Source organism: Streptomyces sp. NRRL S-1022 (assembly GCF_000720135.1).
Taxonomy (GTDB): Bacteria; Actinomycetota; Actinomycetes; order Streptomycetales; family Streptomycetaceae; genus Streptomyces.
The window spans coordinates 147,723-164,816 of the sequence record NZ_JOIU01000017.1 but is presented as its reverse complement, the minus strand read 5'-3'; the positions used below and the strand labels follow the sequence as shown (position 1 = coordinate 164,816).

Sequence of the window (17,094 nt, the reverse complement as noted above, 5' to 3'; positions counted from 1 at the left end):
CGCCTCACCGTCACCGAGATGCTCCCCACCCCCGAACAGACCTGGCTCACCGACGACCAGGGCCACCGCTACACCAGCGAACTCCGCCTCGTCGCCGTCACCGGCTGAACCGCCCCACCGAACCGCGGTCCTGCGCCGCGGTCCACCCCGCACCCCCGAACCGGGCCGGGCTCCGCACCAGGAGCCCGGCCCGGTCGCGTGTACAGCGGCACGGCTACGGGTTCCGCGGTGGGGGCGTTCAGTGGAGGCGTTCTTGCGGGGCGTTCTTGCGGGGCGTTCGGGGCGCTCAGTGGCGGGCGCGCACGCCGGGTTGCCGACGACGACGGGAGGGCGGGGGCGCCGTGCGCGCCCCCGCCCTCCCGGCCGTACCGTCCGCCGGTGTCAGCCTGTGCCCTCCTCGCCGGCGAGGATGCCGGTGAGGGCCTCGGCGAGCCGGCCGAGGTGCGGGGGCCTCAGCACGCCGAAGTGGTCACCGGTGATCCGGTGCAGCGTCACGTCCCCGGTCAGCTCGCGCCAGCGGGCGAGGTAGTCGGGGAAGGACTGCCCGGAGGCCACCTCGTGTTCGCCGTCGGCCAGTTCGTCGCTGGCGATCAGGTGCAGCCGGCCCGGGTACGGGCGGTGCCGGTAGGTCAGGCACATCTCCATGACCTCCCGCCACATCTTCGCGGAGGGCAGCCAGACGTCACCGGCGCCGTGCTCCGGCAGCGTGATCCCCACCTCCGGGTCGACGTCGTCCACCAGGTGTTCGAGCAGCGCCAGGGCCTCCGCCCGCAGCGCCGAGGTGTCCTGCCCGGGCGGCGCCGCGGCCAGCTCCGTCAGCTTGGCCACGCAGCTCTCGATCAGCCGGTACTCCCGCCACAGCGCGGCCCGCTCGTGGTTGTCCAGCCCGGGGTCGAGCAGGACGAAGGTGACCTCCTCGCCGTCGGCGGTGAGCCGGTGCGCCATCTCGCTCGCGATGCCGCTGCCGCCGCACCAGCCGAACAGCCGGTACGGGCCGTGCGGTGCCTCGGCCCGCAGCTCGGCCAGGTAGCGCTCCGCCATCTCCTCCGTCGAGGGGACGGGGCCGTGCTCGGCCTGCAGGCCGGGCCAGGCGAAGGCCGCGACCGGCTGGTCGGGGTGGAGGTACGGCACCAGCGGGCGGTACCAGTGGGCGCTGCCGCCCCCGGGGTGCACGCAGAACAGCGGCGGCCGGGTTCCCTCGCGCCGCAGCCAGACCAGTGACCGGGCCTCCGGCGCGCCGGCCTCGGCGGCCGCGGCGAGCCCGGCCACGGTGGGGCGCTCCAGGAACGAGCGGACGGTCAGCTCGATGCCGTGCCGCTCGCGCAGCAGGGCGATGATCCGGAGGATGGCCAGGGAGTGTCCGCCGAGGACGTGGAAGTCGTCGTCGGCGCCGACCCTCTCCACTCCGAGCACCTCGCCCCACACCTCGGCCACGGCCCGCTCGGCGGGGGTGCGCGGGGCGGTGTGGGCCGACGCCGCGACGGGCGCGGCGGGCTCGGGCAGCGCGGTCCGGTCGATCTTCCCGTTGGCGGTGAGCGGGAGGGCGGCCAGCTCCACCCACGCGCCGGGCACCAGGTAGTCGGGCACCTGCCGCCGGAGCTGTGCGCGCAGTGCCGCTACGTCCAGCGGGCCGTGCCCGGGTTCCAGGACGACGTAGCCGGTGAGCCGCTTGTGGCCGTCCGGCCCGGGATGTACGGCGGCCGCCGCGGCCCGGACGGACGGCAGCCCGCCGAGTGCGGCCTCCACCTCGGCCGGCTCGATCCGGTGGCCGCGGATCTTCACCTGGCCGTCGCGCCGGCCGATGAAGGACAGCGTCCCGTCGGCGTCGCGGCGGGTGATGTCCCCGGTGCGGTACAGGCGCGCTCCGGGGACGGTCCCGGAGGGGTCGGGTACGAAGCGGTCCGCCGTCAGGTCGGGGCGGCCCAGGTAGCCGCGGGCGAGTCCGGGGCCGCCGACCAGGAGTTCGCCGGGCACCCCGACCGGCACCGGGTCGAGGTTCTCGTCGACCACCAGCACCCGGGTGTCGGTGATCGGCGTGCCGATCGGCACGCCGCGGTCGGCGTCGGCCTCGGTCACCCCGCGCAGGGCGGTGCTGAAGGTGGTGCACTCGGTGGGACCGTAGCCGTTGGTCAGCGCCACGCCGTGCGCCAGGGCGGTGCGCACGTGCGAGGGCGAGAGCGCGTCGCCGCCGGCGAGCACCTGCCGTACTTCGGCGAGGAGTTCCGGGCGGGTCTCCACCACGTGCTGGAACAGGCCGGCGGTGAGCCAGAGCAGTGTCACGCCGTGCCGGCGGACCACCTCGGCCAGTTCGTCGGCCGTGCCGGCCCCGGGCGGGCAGACGGCGAGCCGGGCGCCGTTGGCCAGCGCGCCCCACACCTCCAGCGTGGACGCGTCGAAGGCGAGCGGCGCGTGCAGCAGCAGCACCTGGTCCGGGTCGAGGTCGGCGTAGTTCGCGTCGTGCACCAGTCGGACGATCCCCCGGTGCGTGACCTGCACGCCCTTGGGCCGGCCGGTGGAGCCCGAGGTGTAGGTGACGTACGCCAGGTTGTCGGGGACCGTACCCGCCGCGACCGGGGTCTCGGGCAGCCCGTCGAGCACGGCCCACCCGGCGTCCAGGGGTACGCCGTGGACGCCGGCGAAGGCGGCCAGGCGCGCGGTGTCCTGCGGGCGGCACAGGACCACGCCGGCCTGGACGTCGTCCAGGATGTAGCCGATGCGCGCGTCCGGGTAGCCGGGGTCGAGCGGTACGTAGTACCCGCCGGCCTTGAGGACGGCGAGCATCGCCACCACGGCCTCGGCACCGCGGTCCAGGCAGAGTCCGACCGGCTGCTCCGGGCCGATGCCGAGCCCGCGCAGCAGATGGGCCAGCTGGTTGGCGCGGGCGTCCAGTTCGCGGTAGGTGAACCGCCGTCGCCCGTCCTCCAGCGCGGTCGCGTCGGGACGGGCGCGGGCGGCGATCAGCTCGGGCACGCAGACCTCGGGCAGTGGCCGGGTGGTGGCCGGTGTGCCGTCCGTCTGCTCCAGGCCGGGGGCGCGGAACGCGCGCGGGTCGGCGTCGGCGTCGTCGGCCATGGCGGTGAGGACGCCCATGAAGGCGTCGCCGATGGCCGCCAGCCGCTTCTCGTCGGCCCAGCCGGGCCGGCAGGTCATGCGCAGTTCGCCGGGGAAGGTCCACACGTCGAAGGTGAACTCGTTGGGGCTGTGGTCGTCGATCGTGCCGATGTCCGTGCGCTGCTCGTCGAGCACGTGGAAGTCCAGGTAGGCGAAGACCACCTCGACGAGGGGCTCGCCGCCGCCCCATGCGCGCTGCATCGCGGGCAGCGGGTAGCGCCGGTGCGGCCACAGGGCGAGTTCCTCGGCGAACACCGAGCGCACCAGCTCGCGCCAGCTCGGTGCGCGCAGGTCGACGGCGAACGGCACCGTGTTGAGGTACATGCCGCGCACCCGGTCGCCGCCGGGCAGTTCGGGCCGGCCGTTGGTGACGGCCCCGGCGAGGAACCGGTGCTGGCCGCTGATCAGGCCGAGCACCTTCAGGTGGGCGGTGTACAGGACGCTCTTGAGCGAGGTCTGGGTCTCGGCGGCGAGGCGCCGCAGCCGCGGTTCCAGGTCCCTCCAGGGCAGCCGCACCTCGGGGGCCGGCGAGTCCGCCGCCGCGGGGGCGGTGTCGGCGGGCAGCCGGAGCCGTTCGTGGCCGGTGATCCGCTCCTGCCAGAACGCGCGGTCCGCCGGCGAGGCCAGGGCCTGCTTCTCCAGCCGTATGAAGTCCGCGTAGCGGACCCGTGGCGTTGCGGCGGGCGGGGTGGCGGCGCCTCGGGACAGCGCGCGGTAGGCGGCCCGCAGCTCGCCGATGACCGAGTGGTGGCTCCAGCCGTCCAGGATGGCGTGGCATTCGACGTGCGTGAGCAGCCACTCCCGGTCGCCGGTCAGGTGGGCGTGGTAGCGCAGCAGCGGCGCACGGCCGATGTCGAACGGGGTGCGCTGGGCCGCGGCCCGGAAGTCCCGCACCCGCGCCCGCTGTTCCCCGGCCGGCAGTCCGCGCAGGTCGGTGACGCCGATCTCCACCTCCAGGCCGTCCGGGGCGTGCACGAGCTGGAGCGGTTCGGAGTAGCCGGTGAGGTCGAAGGAGGTGCGCAGGATCTCGTGCCGTTCGATCAGCAGGCGTACCGCGCCGGTGAACGCCTCGGCGGAGAACGGGCCGTCGTCCAGGATCTGGAAGGTGCTGACGTTCTGGTAGGTGTTGCGCTCGGGGTCGGCGAGCATCTCGTAGACCATGCCCGCCTGGACCTGGCCCATGGGGTAGGCGTCGACCAGGCCCTCCGGGAGCCGGTCGCGGTCGTCCGGGGCCAGCAGCTCGAAGCGGCCGGCGAGGGTGGTCTCCTCCGGTTCGGCCGCCGGCCGGGCGGCCGCCAGCGGGGCCAGCTCGGCGACGGTCTGCCGGGCGAAGACGTCCTGCACGGTGAGGGCCAGTCCCTGGTCGCGCAGCGCCCCGACGGCCCGGATGGCGCGCATGGAGTCGCCGCCGAGCTGGAAGAAGCCGTCGTGCACCCCGACCTTGTCGATGCCGAGGGCGGTGGCGAAGGCGTCCGCGAGGGTCCGCTCGATCTCCGTGCCGGGGGCGGTGAACGCGCCGGCCAGGTCGGGGCGGCTCCGGTCGGGTGCGGGCAGGGCCGCGCGGTCGGTCTTGCCGCTGGGCGTCAGGGGCAGCGCCTCCAGGACGGTCCAGTGCACGGGCCGCATGTGTTCCGGCAGCCGCGCGCGCAGGTGCTCGCGGGCCGCCTCGACGTCGGCCGAGGGCGGCACCAGGTATCCCACGAGCTGCTCGTCGTGCACGGCGACGGCCGCGGCCACGACCCCGGGGGCCGCGGCCAGTACGGCCTCGATCTCGCCGAGTTCGACCCGCTGGCCGCGGATCTTCACCTGGTGGTCGAGCCGGCCGAGGTACTCGATGGTGCCGTCCGCGCGGTACCGGGCCAGGTCGCCGGTACGGTACAGCCGCCCGCCGGGTCCGGTGGCGAAGGGGTCGGGCACGAAGCGGTCGGCGGTGAGCGCCGGGCGGTTCAGATAGCCGCGGGCGAGCTGGACGCCGCCGAGCAGGAGTTCGCCCGGCACACCGATCGGCACCGGCCGCAGGGCGGCGTCGAGGACGTAGGCGCGGGTGTTGGCGATCGGGCGGCCGATGGTGACGGGCAGGCCCGGCTCGCACCGGGTCGCGGTGACGTCCACCGCGGCCTCGGTCGGCCCGTACAGGTTGTGCAGTTCGCAGCCGATCCGCTCGTGGACGGCGGTGACCAGGTCGGCCGGGAGCGCCTCGCCGCTGCACACCATGCGGCGCAGCGAGGGCAGGGGCGGCAGCGGTTCGGCGAGGAAGGCCCGCAGCATCGACGGGACGAAGTGGACGGTTGTGATCGCCTCGGTGTCGATCAGCCCCGCCAGGTAGGCCGGGTCGCGGTGGCCGCCGGGGCGGGCGAGCACCAGCGTCGCGCCGGTGATCAGCGGCCAGAAGAACTCCCACACCGAGACGTCGAAGCTGTAGGGCGTCTTCTGCAGCACCCGGTCGTCGGCGCCGAGCCCGTAGGCCTCCTGCATCCAGTGCAGCCGGTTGACGATGGCCCGGTGCTCGATGAGCACGCCCTTGGGGCGGCCGGTGGAGCCCGACGTGTAGATCAGGTAGGCCGGGTGCCCGGGGGCCGCCGGGCCGGCCGGGGTGGCGTCGGCGCTGTCGGGTGGGAGGTCGCCGGTGATGTCGACCAGGTGCGGTGCGCGGTCGCGCACCAGGGGGGCGAGTCCGGGCTCGGTGATCACGGCGCGGGCGCCGGAGTCCTCCAGCATGAAGGCGAGCCGGGCGGGCGGGTAGTCCGGGTCGAGCGGCAGGTAGGCGCCGCCTGCCTTGAGCACCGCCAGCAGCGCCACCACGAGGTCGGTGCTCCGGTGCAGGCAGACGCCGACCACGGACTCGGGTCCGACACCGAGGCCGCGCAGGTGCCGGGCGAGCAGGCCGGCCCGCTCGGCCAGGTCCCGGTAGCTGAGGGCGGCGCCCTCGAAGCGCACCGCGTCGGCGTCGGGGGTGCGGGCGGCCTGGTCCTCGAACAGCGCGGGGAGGGTGCCGGCCGGGTAGGGCCGGTCGGTCGCGTTCCAGTCGAGGAGCTGGCGGTCGCGTTCCGCCGCGGGCAGGATCTCCAGTTCGTCCACGGGGGTGCCGGGCGAGGCGACCGCGCTCTGGAGCAGGCGGGCGAACTGGGCGGCGAACCGTCCGGCCGTGGCCGGGTCGAACAGCGCCGAGGCGTAGTTGACGCCGCCGGACAGCGAGCCGTCGGGCTGCTCGGCGAGGCCCACGGTGAGGTCGAACTTGGCGCTGCTCTCGCCGACCGGCAGCCGCTCGGCCGTCAGCGGGCCCATCGTGGCCGGCGTCGGCGAGCCGGCCGCGTCCTGCCAGAGCAGCATGGAGGAGAACAGCGGCGTACGGGACGGGTCCCGTTCCGGTGCCAGCGCCTCGACCAGCCGCTCGAAGGGGATCTCCTGGTGGGCGTAGGCGTCGAGGGCGCGTTCGCGGACCTGCCGCAGCAGGTCAGCGAACGACGGCGTCCCGGACAGGTCGACGCGGAGCACCAGTGTGTTGAGGAAGAGGCCGACCACGTCGTCGAGTTGCGCGCGGTCACGCCCGGCCACCGGGAAGCCGACGGCGACGTCCCGCCGGCCGCTCCAGCGGCCGAGCAGGACGGCGTGCGCGGCCAGCAGGGCCATGAAGGGGGTGGCGCCGTGTTCCCGGGCGAGTGCCGTCAGCCGCCGGGCGGTGCCGGCCGGCACGGTGAGCGGTGCCAGCCCGCCCGCCGAGTCGCGTACGGCGGGGCGGGGCCGGTCGGTGGGCAGTTCCAGGGGCGGGAGTCCGGCCAGCCGTTCCCGCCAGTGGTCCAGCGGGCGGCGCAGCGCCGCACCGGAGAGCCGTTCGCGCTGCCAGAGCGCGAAGTCGGCGTACTGCAGCGGCGGCTGTGGCGAGCGGGCCGGCCGTCCGGCGACCGCGTCCGCGTAGTGTTCGGCGAGTTCGCGGACCAGGATGTCCTCGGACCGCCCGTCGCAGGCGATGTGGTGGACGGTGAGCAGGAGGACGTGTTCGTGCGGTGCCAGCCGGGCCAGCACGGCGGAGAACACCGGGCCCTCGGCGAGGTCGACGGGCCGGCGCGCGCTGGTGGCCAGGGCGGCGATCCGGGCGTCCGCGGCGGCCCGGTCGAGTGCGCCGAGGTCCTCCTCGCCGAGGGGGACGCTCCCCGGCTCGTCGACGAGCTGCACGGGTTCGCCCTCGACCACCGGGTAGCGGGTCCGCAGCACTTCGTGCCGGTGCAGGATCCGGTCCAGCGCGGTGCGCAGCGCGGCCCGGTCGAGGGGGCCGCGCAGCCTGAGCGCCACGGTCATCAGGTACTCGGTGCCGCCGGGCTGGAGCCGGTCGAGGATCCACAGGCGGCGCTGGGCGAAGGACAGCGGGAGCGGGCCACCGCGCGGGGCGCGGGCGATGCCGTCCGCGGGGATGGGCGCGGTCCGCCCGGCGAGGCGCCGGCGGAGCAGCTCCTGCCTCAGTTGGGCGCGGTCCCTGGTGTCGGTCATCGCAGACCTTCCTCGGCGAGCAGGCCCGCCACTTCGTGGTCGGAGAGCGCGGCGATGTCGGCCTCCACGGCCTCGGACACCGCCTCGGAGAGCCGGGCCACGGTGGTGGCCTCGAACAGCAGGCGCAGCGGTAGCTCGACGGCGAACGTCTCGCGGAGCCGGGCCAGCACCCGGGTGGCCAGCAGCGAGTGGCCGCCGAGGGCGAAGAAGTCGTCCTGGACCCCGATCCGCCGCACACCCAGGACCTCGGACCAGATCGCGGCGACGGCCTCCTCGACGGGGTCGCGCGGGGCGAGGTGTTCGCGGGCGGCGCCGGCCAGGGCGGCCGAGGCGTCCGGCAGGGCCTTGCGGTCGATCTTCTTGCTGGCTGTCAGCGGGAACGCGTCGAGCGGCACCCACACCGACGGGATCATGTACTCGGGCAGGAGGGCGCCCAGGTGTGCGCGCAGCTCGGCCACGTCGGGTACCGGGCTGCCGGGGCGCGCCACGAGGTAGGCGGCGAGCCGGCGTTCGCCGGGGGCCGTCTGCGGGGCGGTGACGACGGCCTCCTGGAGGGCGGGGTGCCGGGCGAGCGCCGCCTCGATCTCGCCGAGTTCGATGCGCAGGCCGCGGACCTTGACCTGGTGGTCGATGCGGCCGAGGAACTCGATGGTGCCGTCCGGGCGGTGGCGGGTGAGGTCGCCGGTGCGGTAGAGGCGCCGGCCGGGTTCGGTGGCGAAGGGGTCGGGGACGAACCGGTCGGCGGTGAGGTCCGGCCGCCGGTGGTAGCCGCGGGCCAGCCGGACGCCGCCGAGGTACAGCTCGCCGGGCACTCCGACCGGGACGGGCCGCAGGTCCGCGTCGAGGATGAGGGCCCGGGTGCCGGGGACGGGGCGGCCCAGCGGCAGGGCGCCGGCCGCGTCGCCCTCGGCGGGGGGCTCGGGAACGGGGTGCAGCAGGCAGGTGACGGTGGCCTCGGTCGGCCCGTAGTTGCACAGGAAGCGGGCGGGCAGGCCGGTTTCGGCCCAGCGCCGCGCGTCCAGGCCGGTGACCACGTCGCTGCCGACGTTCATCAGCTTCAGCGATCCCAGCAGTGGCAGGTCGGGCGACTCCAGGACGGCCCGGTAGTAGGACGGGGTGATCTCCAGGACGGTGACGCCGTGCTCGGCGAGCCGGGCGGGCAGTTCGTCCGGGGTCCAGAACACCGGGTCGGCGACGACGACGGTGGCGCCGGCCACCAGGGTCGCCGCGATCTGGTCCATCGCCACGTCGAAGGTGAGCGCGGACAGCAGGGCCACCCGTTCGCCGGGGGCGATCCCGTACGCGTCGGCGATCACCCGGCAGTGGTGGGCGTAACTGCGGTGCTCGATCATCACGCCCTTGGGGCGGCCGGTGGAGCCGGAGGTGTAGATGACGTAGGCGAGGTTCCCGGGCCGGGCCGCGACGGGCACCGGGGCGGCGGGGGCGCTGTCCGCTTCGTGCCGGGCGTCGGCGTCGGCGTCGGCCAGGACGACCCGGTGGTCGCCGGTGAGCCGGCCGGCGAACGCGCGGGTGGTGACCACGAGTTCCGGGCCGGCGTCGGCGAGCATCAGCTCCAGCCGCTCGGCGGGGTGCCGGGGGTCGAACGGCACGTACACGCCGCCGGCCTTCAGCACGGCGAGCAGTACGACCACCGCCTCGACACCGCGTTCCAGGCAGGAGCCGACGACCGTCTCGGCGGTGACCCCGAGGGAACGCAGCCGGGCGGCGAACCGGTCGGACCGCACGTCGAGTTCGGCGTAGCTGACCTGCTGGTCGCCGAAGACGACGGCGATCGCGTCCGGGGCGCGCCGGACCTGCCGGGCGAACAGCTCCGGTACGCACAGGTCGTGTTCCCCGGCCGGGTCGAGCACGCCGGCCCGTTCGGCCTCCGGGTCGGCCCAGGCGGTGAGGGCGCGGTGCCGTTCCTCCTCGGTGAGCATGCCGAGGTCGCCGATCCGCGCGTCGGGGGCGGCCGTGACGCTGCCGATCAGGGTCAGGTAGTGACCCGCCATCCGCTCGACGGTCTCCCGGTCGAAGAGCGCGGTCGCGTACTCGAACCAGCAGTACATGCGCCCGCCGCGCTCCTTGACGGTCACGGTGAGGTCGAACTTGGCGGTCCCCAGTCCGGCCCGGACCGGCTCCACGGCGACCGCGCCGAGCCGGTCGGGGACGCCCGCCAGGTGCTGGTGCTCGAACATGATCTGGAACAGCGGGTTGCGGGAGAGGTCCCGCTCCGGCTGCAGCGCGTCGACGAGGTGCTCGAACGGCACGTCCTGGTGGGCGAAGGCGTCGAGCACCGTGCCGCGGACCTGCTCCAGCAGCTCGGTGAAGACCGGGTCGCCGCCGAGGTCGCTGCGGATGACCAGGTTGTTGGTGAAGAACCCGACCAGGTCCTCCGTCTCCTGCCGGGTCCGTCCGGCGACCGGGGTCCCCACCGCGAGGTCGTCGCGGCCGGTCCAGCGCCGCAGCAGCACCTGGAAGGCTGCGAGCAGCACCATGAACGGGGTCGCGCCGTGCCGGCCGGCCAGTTCGGCGACGGCCCGGGCGACCTCCGGCGCCACCTCGACCACGACGTTGTCGCCCCGGGCGTCGCGGACCGCCGAGCGGACCCGGTCGGTGGGCAGTTCGACGGGGGTGAGGCCGTCCAGGCGGTCGCGCCAGTAGGCGAGCTGGTGGTCCAGCCGGCCGGCCCGCTGCTGCTCGCGCTGCCACACCGCGAAGTCGGCGTAGTGGACGGGCTGCGGGGCGTGCGGCGACGGTTCACCCGCGGTGCGGGCCCGGTAGGAGAGGTCCAGGTCGCGGAGGTAGACGTTGGTCGACCAGGCGTCGAAGGCGATGTGGTGCAGGGTCAGGACGAGGAGGTGCTCCTCCGGGGCGGTGCGGATCAGGGTCGCCCGCAGCGGGTGCGCGTGTTCGAGGTCGAACGGCCGGCGGGCCAGCTCCTCGACCAGGGTCCGGGCCCGGCGTCCGGCGTCGGGTGCGTCCGTGAGGTCGGTCAGGGTGAAGTCCACCGGCCCGGCCGGGTCGACGATCTGAACGGGCTCGCCGCCCTCGGAGCGGTACCTGGTGCGCAGGACCTCGTGCCGTTCGGACAGCTCGTCCAGCGCGTGGCGCAGCGCCACGGTGTCGAGCGGTCCGGTCAGCCGCAGCGCCAGCGGGACGACGTACTCGTGCGTCCCGGGCTCCAGCTGATCGAGGAACCACATCCGCTGCTGGCCGAAGGAGAGCGGCAGCGGGCGGTCGCGGCCCGCCGGCCGGACGGCGTCCCCACCGGTGTCCGGGGCGGGTTCCGGGCCGGCGCCGGCCGCCGTGACCCGGGCGGCCAGCGCGGCGACCGTCCGGGCCTGGAACAGCTCGCCGACGGTCAGTTCGGCGCCGAAGGCGCGCCGCAGCCGCAGTACGAGCTTGATGGCGAGCAGGGAGTGGCCGCCGAGCAGGAAGAAGTCGTCCTCGGCGCCGACCCGCTCGACGCCGAGGACCTCGGCCATCAGCTCGGCGACGGCCTCCTCCGCTGCGGTGCGCGGGGCCTCCCGGGCCCCGGTGGCGGGCGGGTCCGGTTCGGCTGCGGCCGGCAGCCGGCGCCGGTCCACCTTTCCGTTCGGGGTGAGCGGCAGCTCGGGGAGGTCCACGAAGGCGGCCGGCAGCATCGCCTCCGGCAGCGCGGCGGCCAGGTGGACGCGCAACGCCTCCGGATCGAGCCGCTCCCCCGCGACGGGCACCGTGTACGCGGTCAGCCGCGCGTCGCCGGTGCCGGACCGGTGCACGGCCACCACGGCGGCGGCCACCGACGGGTGGGCCGCCAGCAGGACCTCGATCTCGCCGGGCTCGATCCGCACCCCGGCGATCTTGACCTGGTCGTCGGCGCGTCCGACGTACTCCAGCGCGCCGTCCGCGCGGCGCCGTACCAGGTCCCCGGTGCGATAGCGGCGCGCGCCGGGCGTGGTCGCGTCCGGGTCGGGGACGAACCGGTCGGCGGTGAGGTCGCCCCGGCCCGCGTACCCGCGGGCGAGACCGATGCCGCCGACGTGCAGCTCGCCGGTCACCCCGACGGGCACCTGCCGGCCTTCGGCGTCCACCACGTAGGTGCGGGCGTTGGGCAGCGGCAGGCCGATCGGCACCAGGTCGCCGGGCTCGTCCGGGTCGAAGTGCCAGGCGGTGGAGTCGACGGCGCACTCGGTGGGGCCGTAGGTGTTGACCACCTCGGCGTCGAACGCGCGGCGCAGCCGGCCGGCCAGCTCGGCGGTCAGCGGCTCCCCCGCCGAGCACACGAGGCGCAGCGAGGCGCAGTCGGCGAGGGCCGGCTCCTCCAGCAGCAGGCGCAGCATCGACGGCACGCCCTGCAGCACGGTGACCTGGTGATCGGCCACGGCACGGAGCATCACCGCCGGGTCGCGGTGGGCGTCCCGGGGGCCGGTCACCACCGCGGCCCCGCACACCAGCGGGGAGAGGAACTCCCACAGGGCGGCGTCGAATCCGATGGTGGTCTTCTGCAGGACCCGGTCGCCGGGGCCCAGGCCGAAGCGCTCCACCGGCCAGAGCACGCGGTTGCGGATCGCGGCCTCCGGTACGACGACGCCCTTGGGCCGGCCGGTCGAACCGGAGGTGTACATCACGTACGCGGCCTGCGTGCCGGGCGTGGCCACCGGTTCCAGGGGCGGGGCCTGTTCGTCCTCCCGCGAGCGGACGGCGTCGAGCACGAGGGTGTTCGGGTGGGCCGGCAGCCGTCCGGACAGCGCCTGTTCGGTGACCAGCAGGGTCACGCCGGCGTCGGCGACCAGGTGGGCCAGCCGCTCCGCCGGGTGTTCCGGGGCCAGCGGTACGTACACCCCGCCCGCGGTGAGCACCGCGAGGACGGTGGCGACCAGGTCCCTCCCGCGGTGCAGCGCGACGCCCACCGCGCGTTCCGGGCCGACGCCGCGCGAGCGCAGCACGCCGGCCAGGCGCCGCACCCGGTCGGCGAGGTCGGCGTAACCGGTCTCCTCGGCGCCGGCCACCACGGCGACCGCGTCCGGGGTGGCGAGGGCCTGCGCGAAGAACAGTTCGGCGAGGGACTGCCGCGGGCGCTCGGTCTCGGTGCGGTTCCAGCGCCGGAAGGCCGCCAGTTCGGCGTCGGGGACGGTCTCCAGCGTGTGTGCGGGGGCGTCCGGGTGCTCGGCGACGGCGGCGAGCAGCCGCAGCAGGCTCGCCGCCATCCGTTCGATCCGCGCGCGGTCGAACAGCGCGGTGGGGAAGATGAGCCGGGCCTCGATGGAGCCGTCGGTGAGTCCGGACAGGTGCAGCGACAGGTCGAAGGCGGAGTGGTCGGTGCCCGGTTCGGCCTTCACGACGTCGAGTCCGGGCAGCCGCAGCGGGCGGCGTTCGGCGTTGTGCAGCGCGAAGCCGACCTGGAACACCGGGTTGCGGGAGGGGTCCCGGTCGGGCGCGAGGTCGGCCACCACCCAGCCGAACGGCACGTCCTGGTGCTCGTAGGCGTCCAGGGTGGTCTCCCTGACCCGCGCCAGCAGGTCGAGGAACGAGCGGCGGCCGGACAGGTCGGTGCGCAGCACCACGGTGTTGAGGAACAGGCCGACCAGCGGCTCCAGTTCGACCTCGGAGCGGTCCGAGACCGACACGCCGACCGCCACGTCGGTACGGCCGGACCAGCGCGCGAGCAGCAGCTGGAACGCGGCCAGGTGCACCATGAACGGGGTCGCGCCCGCGTCCCGGCCGAGCACCGCCAGCCGTTCGGCCAGCTCCGCCGGCACCGTGAACGGGACGCTCTCCCCGGCCGGGTCCCAGTGCGCCGGGCGGCGGTGGTCGGCGGGCAGCTCCAGCGGTTCCAGGCCCGCCAGCCGTTCCCGCCAGTAGCCGCGCCGCCGCTCGGCCCGTGCGGGGGCGGCCGCCCAGGTGTCGCGCTGCCACTGGGCGAAGTCCGCGTACTGCACCGCCACCGGTTCGAGCGGCGACGGCCGGCCGGCCGCGAACGCGGTGTACAGCTCGTACAGTTCCCGGGCCAGGACGCCCCAGGACCATCCGTCGAAGGCGATGTGGTGGACCGTCACCAGCAGCGCGGTGTCGTCCTCGGCGAACCGGACCAGGGTGAGCCGCCAGGGCGCCTGCTCGCGGAGGTCGATCGGGGTGCGCAGCTCGGCCGCGTGCAGTTCGCGCACCCGCGCCTCGCGGTCCGCCGGCCCGGTGTCCGTGAGGTCCACCCGGGCGAGCCGGACCGGGCGGGGCTCGTCCACGAACTGCGCCCCGGCGCCCGCGGCGGTGCCGTAGCGGGTGCGCAGCACCTCGTGCCGCGCCGAGATCTCGGTGAACGCGGCCTCCAGCACCCCGGTGTCGAGCGGGCCGCGGATGCGGAACGCCTCGCACATCAGGTACTCGGTGGAGGCGCCGGAGCGGAGCTGGTCCAGGAACCACAGCTGTTCCTGGGCGAACGAGAGCGGCAGGCCGCTGTCACCGGCGGACATCGGCCACCTCCGCGGACGCGGCGGACTGCGGTACGGCGGCCGAGTAGGGCTCGGCCATCGCCACGGCGATCCGGCGCGGCCCGGTGAACGGCTCGCGGGCGTGCGCCGACAGCATGTTGTCCACCAGGAGGACGTCGTCGCGCTGCCAGTCGAAGCGCCGTTGCTCGGCGCGGTAGCAGGACCGCAGATGTGCGACGACCTCGTCCGGGATCGGCCGGCCGTCGCCGTAGTAGGTGTTGGTCGGCAGCCGCGCGTCGTCGTACATCTCCCGCAGTGCGCCGCACACCTCCTCGGACAGGGTGGTGACGTGGAAGAAGGTGAGGTGGTTGAACCAGACCGTCTCCCCGGTCACCGGGTGGCGGTGTACGGCCCGGCGGCGCGCGCGGGTCCGCAGGCCGTCCGCGGTCCACTCGGTCCGGACACCGTTGCGGGCGCAGTACGCCTCGACCTCGGCGCGGTCGCCGGTGTTGAAGGCCTGCTGCCACGGCACGCCGAACCCGTCGGAGAAGTTGCGCACGACCATCCAGCCCCGGGCGGCGAACTCCTCGCGGACGGACGGGTCGATCGCCTCGTACACCCGGCGGGTGTCGGCGAGCGGTGTGGCGCCCAGGGTGTCCGGCGGCTGCACGCAGTGGAAGAACAGGGTCAGCGGCCAGTCCGCCTGGTAGGAGTTCTCGTTGTGGAGGAAGATCTCCTCGTCCGGCGGATAGTCGGTCGAGGTGTACACCTGCCCCTTGATGGTGCTGCGCGGTGAGGACCGCTCCGCGTAGGGCAGCGGCGCCCCGGACACCGCCCGCACCGCGGCCTCGAAGCCGTCCACGCCGCCGACGTCGAAACCGCGCAGCAGCACCGCGCCGTGTTCGAGCAGCCGGGCGCGGACGAGCGGTCGGGCGTCCGACAGGTATGCGGACAAGGGCGTCCCGGGGGACTCGGCCGACAGCGTCAGCGGGAGGGCGCGGCTCGTGTCGCGCTCCTGGGTACGGCCCGCGGGCGCGGTCCGGAGGGAGGGGTTCGCAGTCATGCGCCCCAGCGTCGCCGCGGGGCTGCCGCCGCTCGGAGAGAACAACCGGCAGTCACGTCGGCAGCGTCGGCGCCGCGGTGACTGCGCCTCCTTCTCTGGGGGCGGGGGGCGCGGTTGCGGCAGGCTCTCCGGCGCCGCCACCGGTCACGTGAGGTGCGTGACGCGGCATGTCACCCGAGGGAGGGCCCGCCGTGGCCGAGGAAGACACCGACGAGCGTACGTACCGCGTCGTCCTCAACGACGAGGAGCAGTACTCCGTCTGGCTCGCCGACCGCGAGCTGCCGCTCGGCTGGCGCGCCGAGGGCACCGAGGGCAGCCGGGCCGAGTGCCTGGCCCACATCGGCACCGTCTGGACCGACATGCGCCCGCTCAGCCTGCGCCGGCAGATGGAGCAGGCGGCGCGCGGTTAGGGCCTGTCCGGCGGATCGGGTCGGAGGTCAGCGGTGTCTTGCAGCCTGGGCGAGGGGGGCCGGTGCGTCCGGCTGCGAGGCGGAGGAGGGCGGCTGCGCGAGGGGCCCCGCGTGAGCGCCGTCGAGTTCGGGGAGCCGGCGAGCGAGGACACCGCCGTCGGGGCCCCCGGTGAGGCGTGCCGGGCCCCGCGTCTCGGAGTGATCCGCCGGACAGGCCCTGGCGTCCGGCCCGGGCCGGACTGGGAGTGTGACAGATGACGAGCCCCGACACGAGGGCACCGGCGGACCCGCGGCCGCCGGACCCCCCGGACGCGGCCACCGCCGACCGGGTGGTGCCGCTGCACCGCAACCGCGACTTCCTGCTGCTGTGGGGCGGCTCGGCGGTCTCCCTGCTCGGGTCGACGGCCACCACCATCGCCTACCCGCTGCTGGTCCTGGCCCTCACCGGCTCGCCGTTCGCCGCCGGGCTGGCCGGATTCGTGGCGCTGCTGCCCGCGCTGCTCCTGCCGCTGCCGGCCGGCGCCCTGGTGGACCGCTGGCCGCGCCGCCGGCTGATGATCTGGTGCGACGCGCTGCGCGCGCTCGGCGCGGCGGCCATCGCGGTCGCCGCCGCCCTCGGCGTCCTGGGCCTTCCGCTGGTGCTGGCCGTCGGCTTCGCCGAGGGCGCGCTGACGGTGTTCCACGGGCTCGCCTCGCACGCCGCCGTACCGAACGTCGTGCCCCGCAGCCAGCTCTCGCTGGCGCTGTCCCGCAACGAGGCGCGGGGGCGCGCCGCCGTGATGCTCGGGACACCGCTCGGCGGTGCGCTGTTCGGTGTCGGCCGGGCCGTCCCGTTCCTGGCCGACGCGCTCAGCTACCTGGTCTCGCTGACCGGACTGCTGTTCATCCGCAAGGAGTTCGAGGCCGAGCGGTCCGCGCACACCGGCGGCATGGGCGAGCAGATCCGCGAGGGTCTGGGATGGCTGTGGCGTCAGCCCTTCCTGCGCACCACCACCCTGCTGGTGGCCGGCAGCAACCTGATGTTCCGGGCGCTGTTCCTGGTCACCATCGTGCTGGCCGGCGACGTCGGCGCCTCCTCGGCGGGGGTGGGTCTGATGGTGGGCGTCGCGGGGGGCGGGGGCGTCCTCGGCTCGCTGGCGGCGCCGTGGTTCGCCCGCCGGATCGCCCTGGGCACCCTGGTGATCGGGGCGAACTGGACGTGGGCGGTGCTGATGGCCGTGATCGCCCTGAGCCGCGACCCCTTCTCCCTCGCCGCCGCCTACGCCGCGATGTGGTTCGTGGGCCCGCTGTGGAACGTGGCGCTCGGCAGCTACCAACTGGACATCACCCCCGACCGGTTGCGCGGCCGGGTGCTCGCGGCGATGACCACGCTGTCCAACGGGACGCTGCCGATCGGTTCGCTGCTCGGCGGCCTGCTGCTCGACCGGGCCGGCGCGCGCACCGCGGCGCTGGCCCTGGCGGTCTGGATGGTCCTGATCGCCGGCGCCGCCTCCCTCGCCCGCTCCGTACGCGCCACACCCGGGCCGCCGCCGCGGTGACCCCGCCGGGCCCCGGTCCAGGCCTGCGGCACACCCCGCCGGCGGCGGCCGCACCACTCCTCGATCCAGTGCTGACA

General features: G+C 75.2%; 5 protein-coding genes. 2 read left to right on the top strand and 3 right to left on the bottom strand.

Translation table 11 applies throughout. The features are described 5' to 3' along the window. Positions 1 to 381: 381 nt before the first annotated feature. The 3 genes from IG05_RS0125160 to IG05_RS0125150 are packed head-to-tail and all read right to left on the bottom strand — an operon-like array spanning position 382 to position 15,069. Positions 382 to 7,596 (bottom strand): non-ribosomal peptide synthetase, encoded by a 7,215-nt coding sequence (locus IG05_RS0125160; RefSeq protein ID WP_030345993.1) that lies wholly within the window; start codon positions 7,594 to 7,596, stop codon positions 382 to 384. Next, positions 7,593 to 14,048 carry a non-ribosomal peptide synthetase gene (locus IG05_RS0125155; RefSeq protein ID WP_030345991.1) on the bottom strand — a complete coding sequence of 2,152 codons (6,456 nt, stop codon included), beginning with the start codon at positions 14,046 to 14,048 and terminating at the stop codon, positions 7,593 to 7,595. Before IG05_RS0125155 ends, IG05_RS0125160 begins: the two co-directional genes overlap by 4 nt. Next, positions 14,035 to 15,069: a TauD/TfdA family dioxygenase gene (locus IG05_RS0125150; protein WP_107051410.1), complete on the bottom strand. Its 1,035-nt coding sequence runs from the start codon at positions 15,067 to 15,069 to the stop codon at positions 14,035 to 14,037. Before IG05_RS0125150 ends, IG05_RS0125155 begins: the two co-directional genes overlap by 14 nt. Before the next feature lie 167 nt (positions 15,070 to 15,236). Here IG05_RS0125150 and IG05_RS0125145 point away from each other — a divergent pair, with 167 nt between their 5' ends. Beyond that, complete coding sequence (locus IG05_RS0125145) at positions 15,237 to 15,479, top strand: MbtH family NRPS accessory protein (protein ID WP_051790247.1); 243 nt, start codon at positions 15,237 to 15,239, stop codon at positions 15,477 to 15,479. Between the two features lie 254 nt (positions 15,480 to 15,733). Then, positions 15,734 to 17,017 (top strand): MFS transporter, encoded by a 1,284-nt coding sequence (locus IG05_RS0125140; protein WP_078894438.1) that lies wholly within the window; start codon positions 15,734 to 15,736, stop codon positions 17,015 to 17,017. Positions 17,018 to 17,094 lie beyond the last annotated feature (77 nt).

Coding starts and splice junctions, on each gene's coding strand:
- IG05_RS0125145 (WP_051790247.1), top strand. CDS start 15,237: ATGTCACCCGAGGGAGGGCCCGCCGTGGCCGAGGAAGACACCGACGAG.
- IG05_RS0125160 (WP_030345993.1), bottom strand. CDS start 7,596: ATGACCGACACCAGGGACCGCGCCCAACTGAGGCAGGAGCTGCTCCGC.
- IG05_RS0125140 (WP_078894438.1), top strand. CDS start 15,734: ATGACGAGCCCCGACACGAGGGCACCGGCGGACCCGCGGCCGCCGGAC.
- IG05_RS0125150 (WP_107051410.1), bottom strand. CDS start 15,069: ATGACTGCGAACCCCTCCCTCCGGACCGCGCCCGCGGGCCGTACCCAG.
- IG05_RS0125155 (WP_030345991.1), bottom strand. CDS start 14,048: ATGTCCGCCGGTGACAGCGGCCTGCCGCTCTCGTTCGCCCAGGAACAG.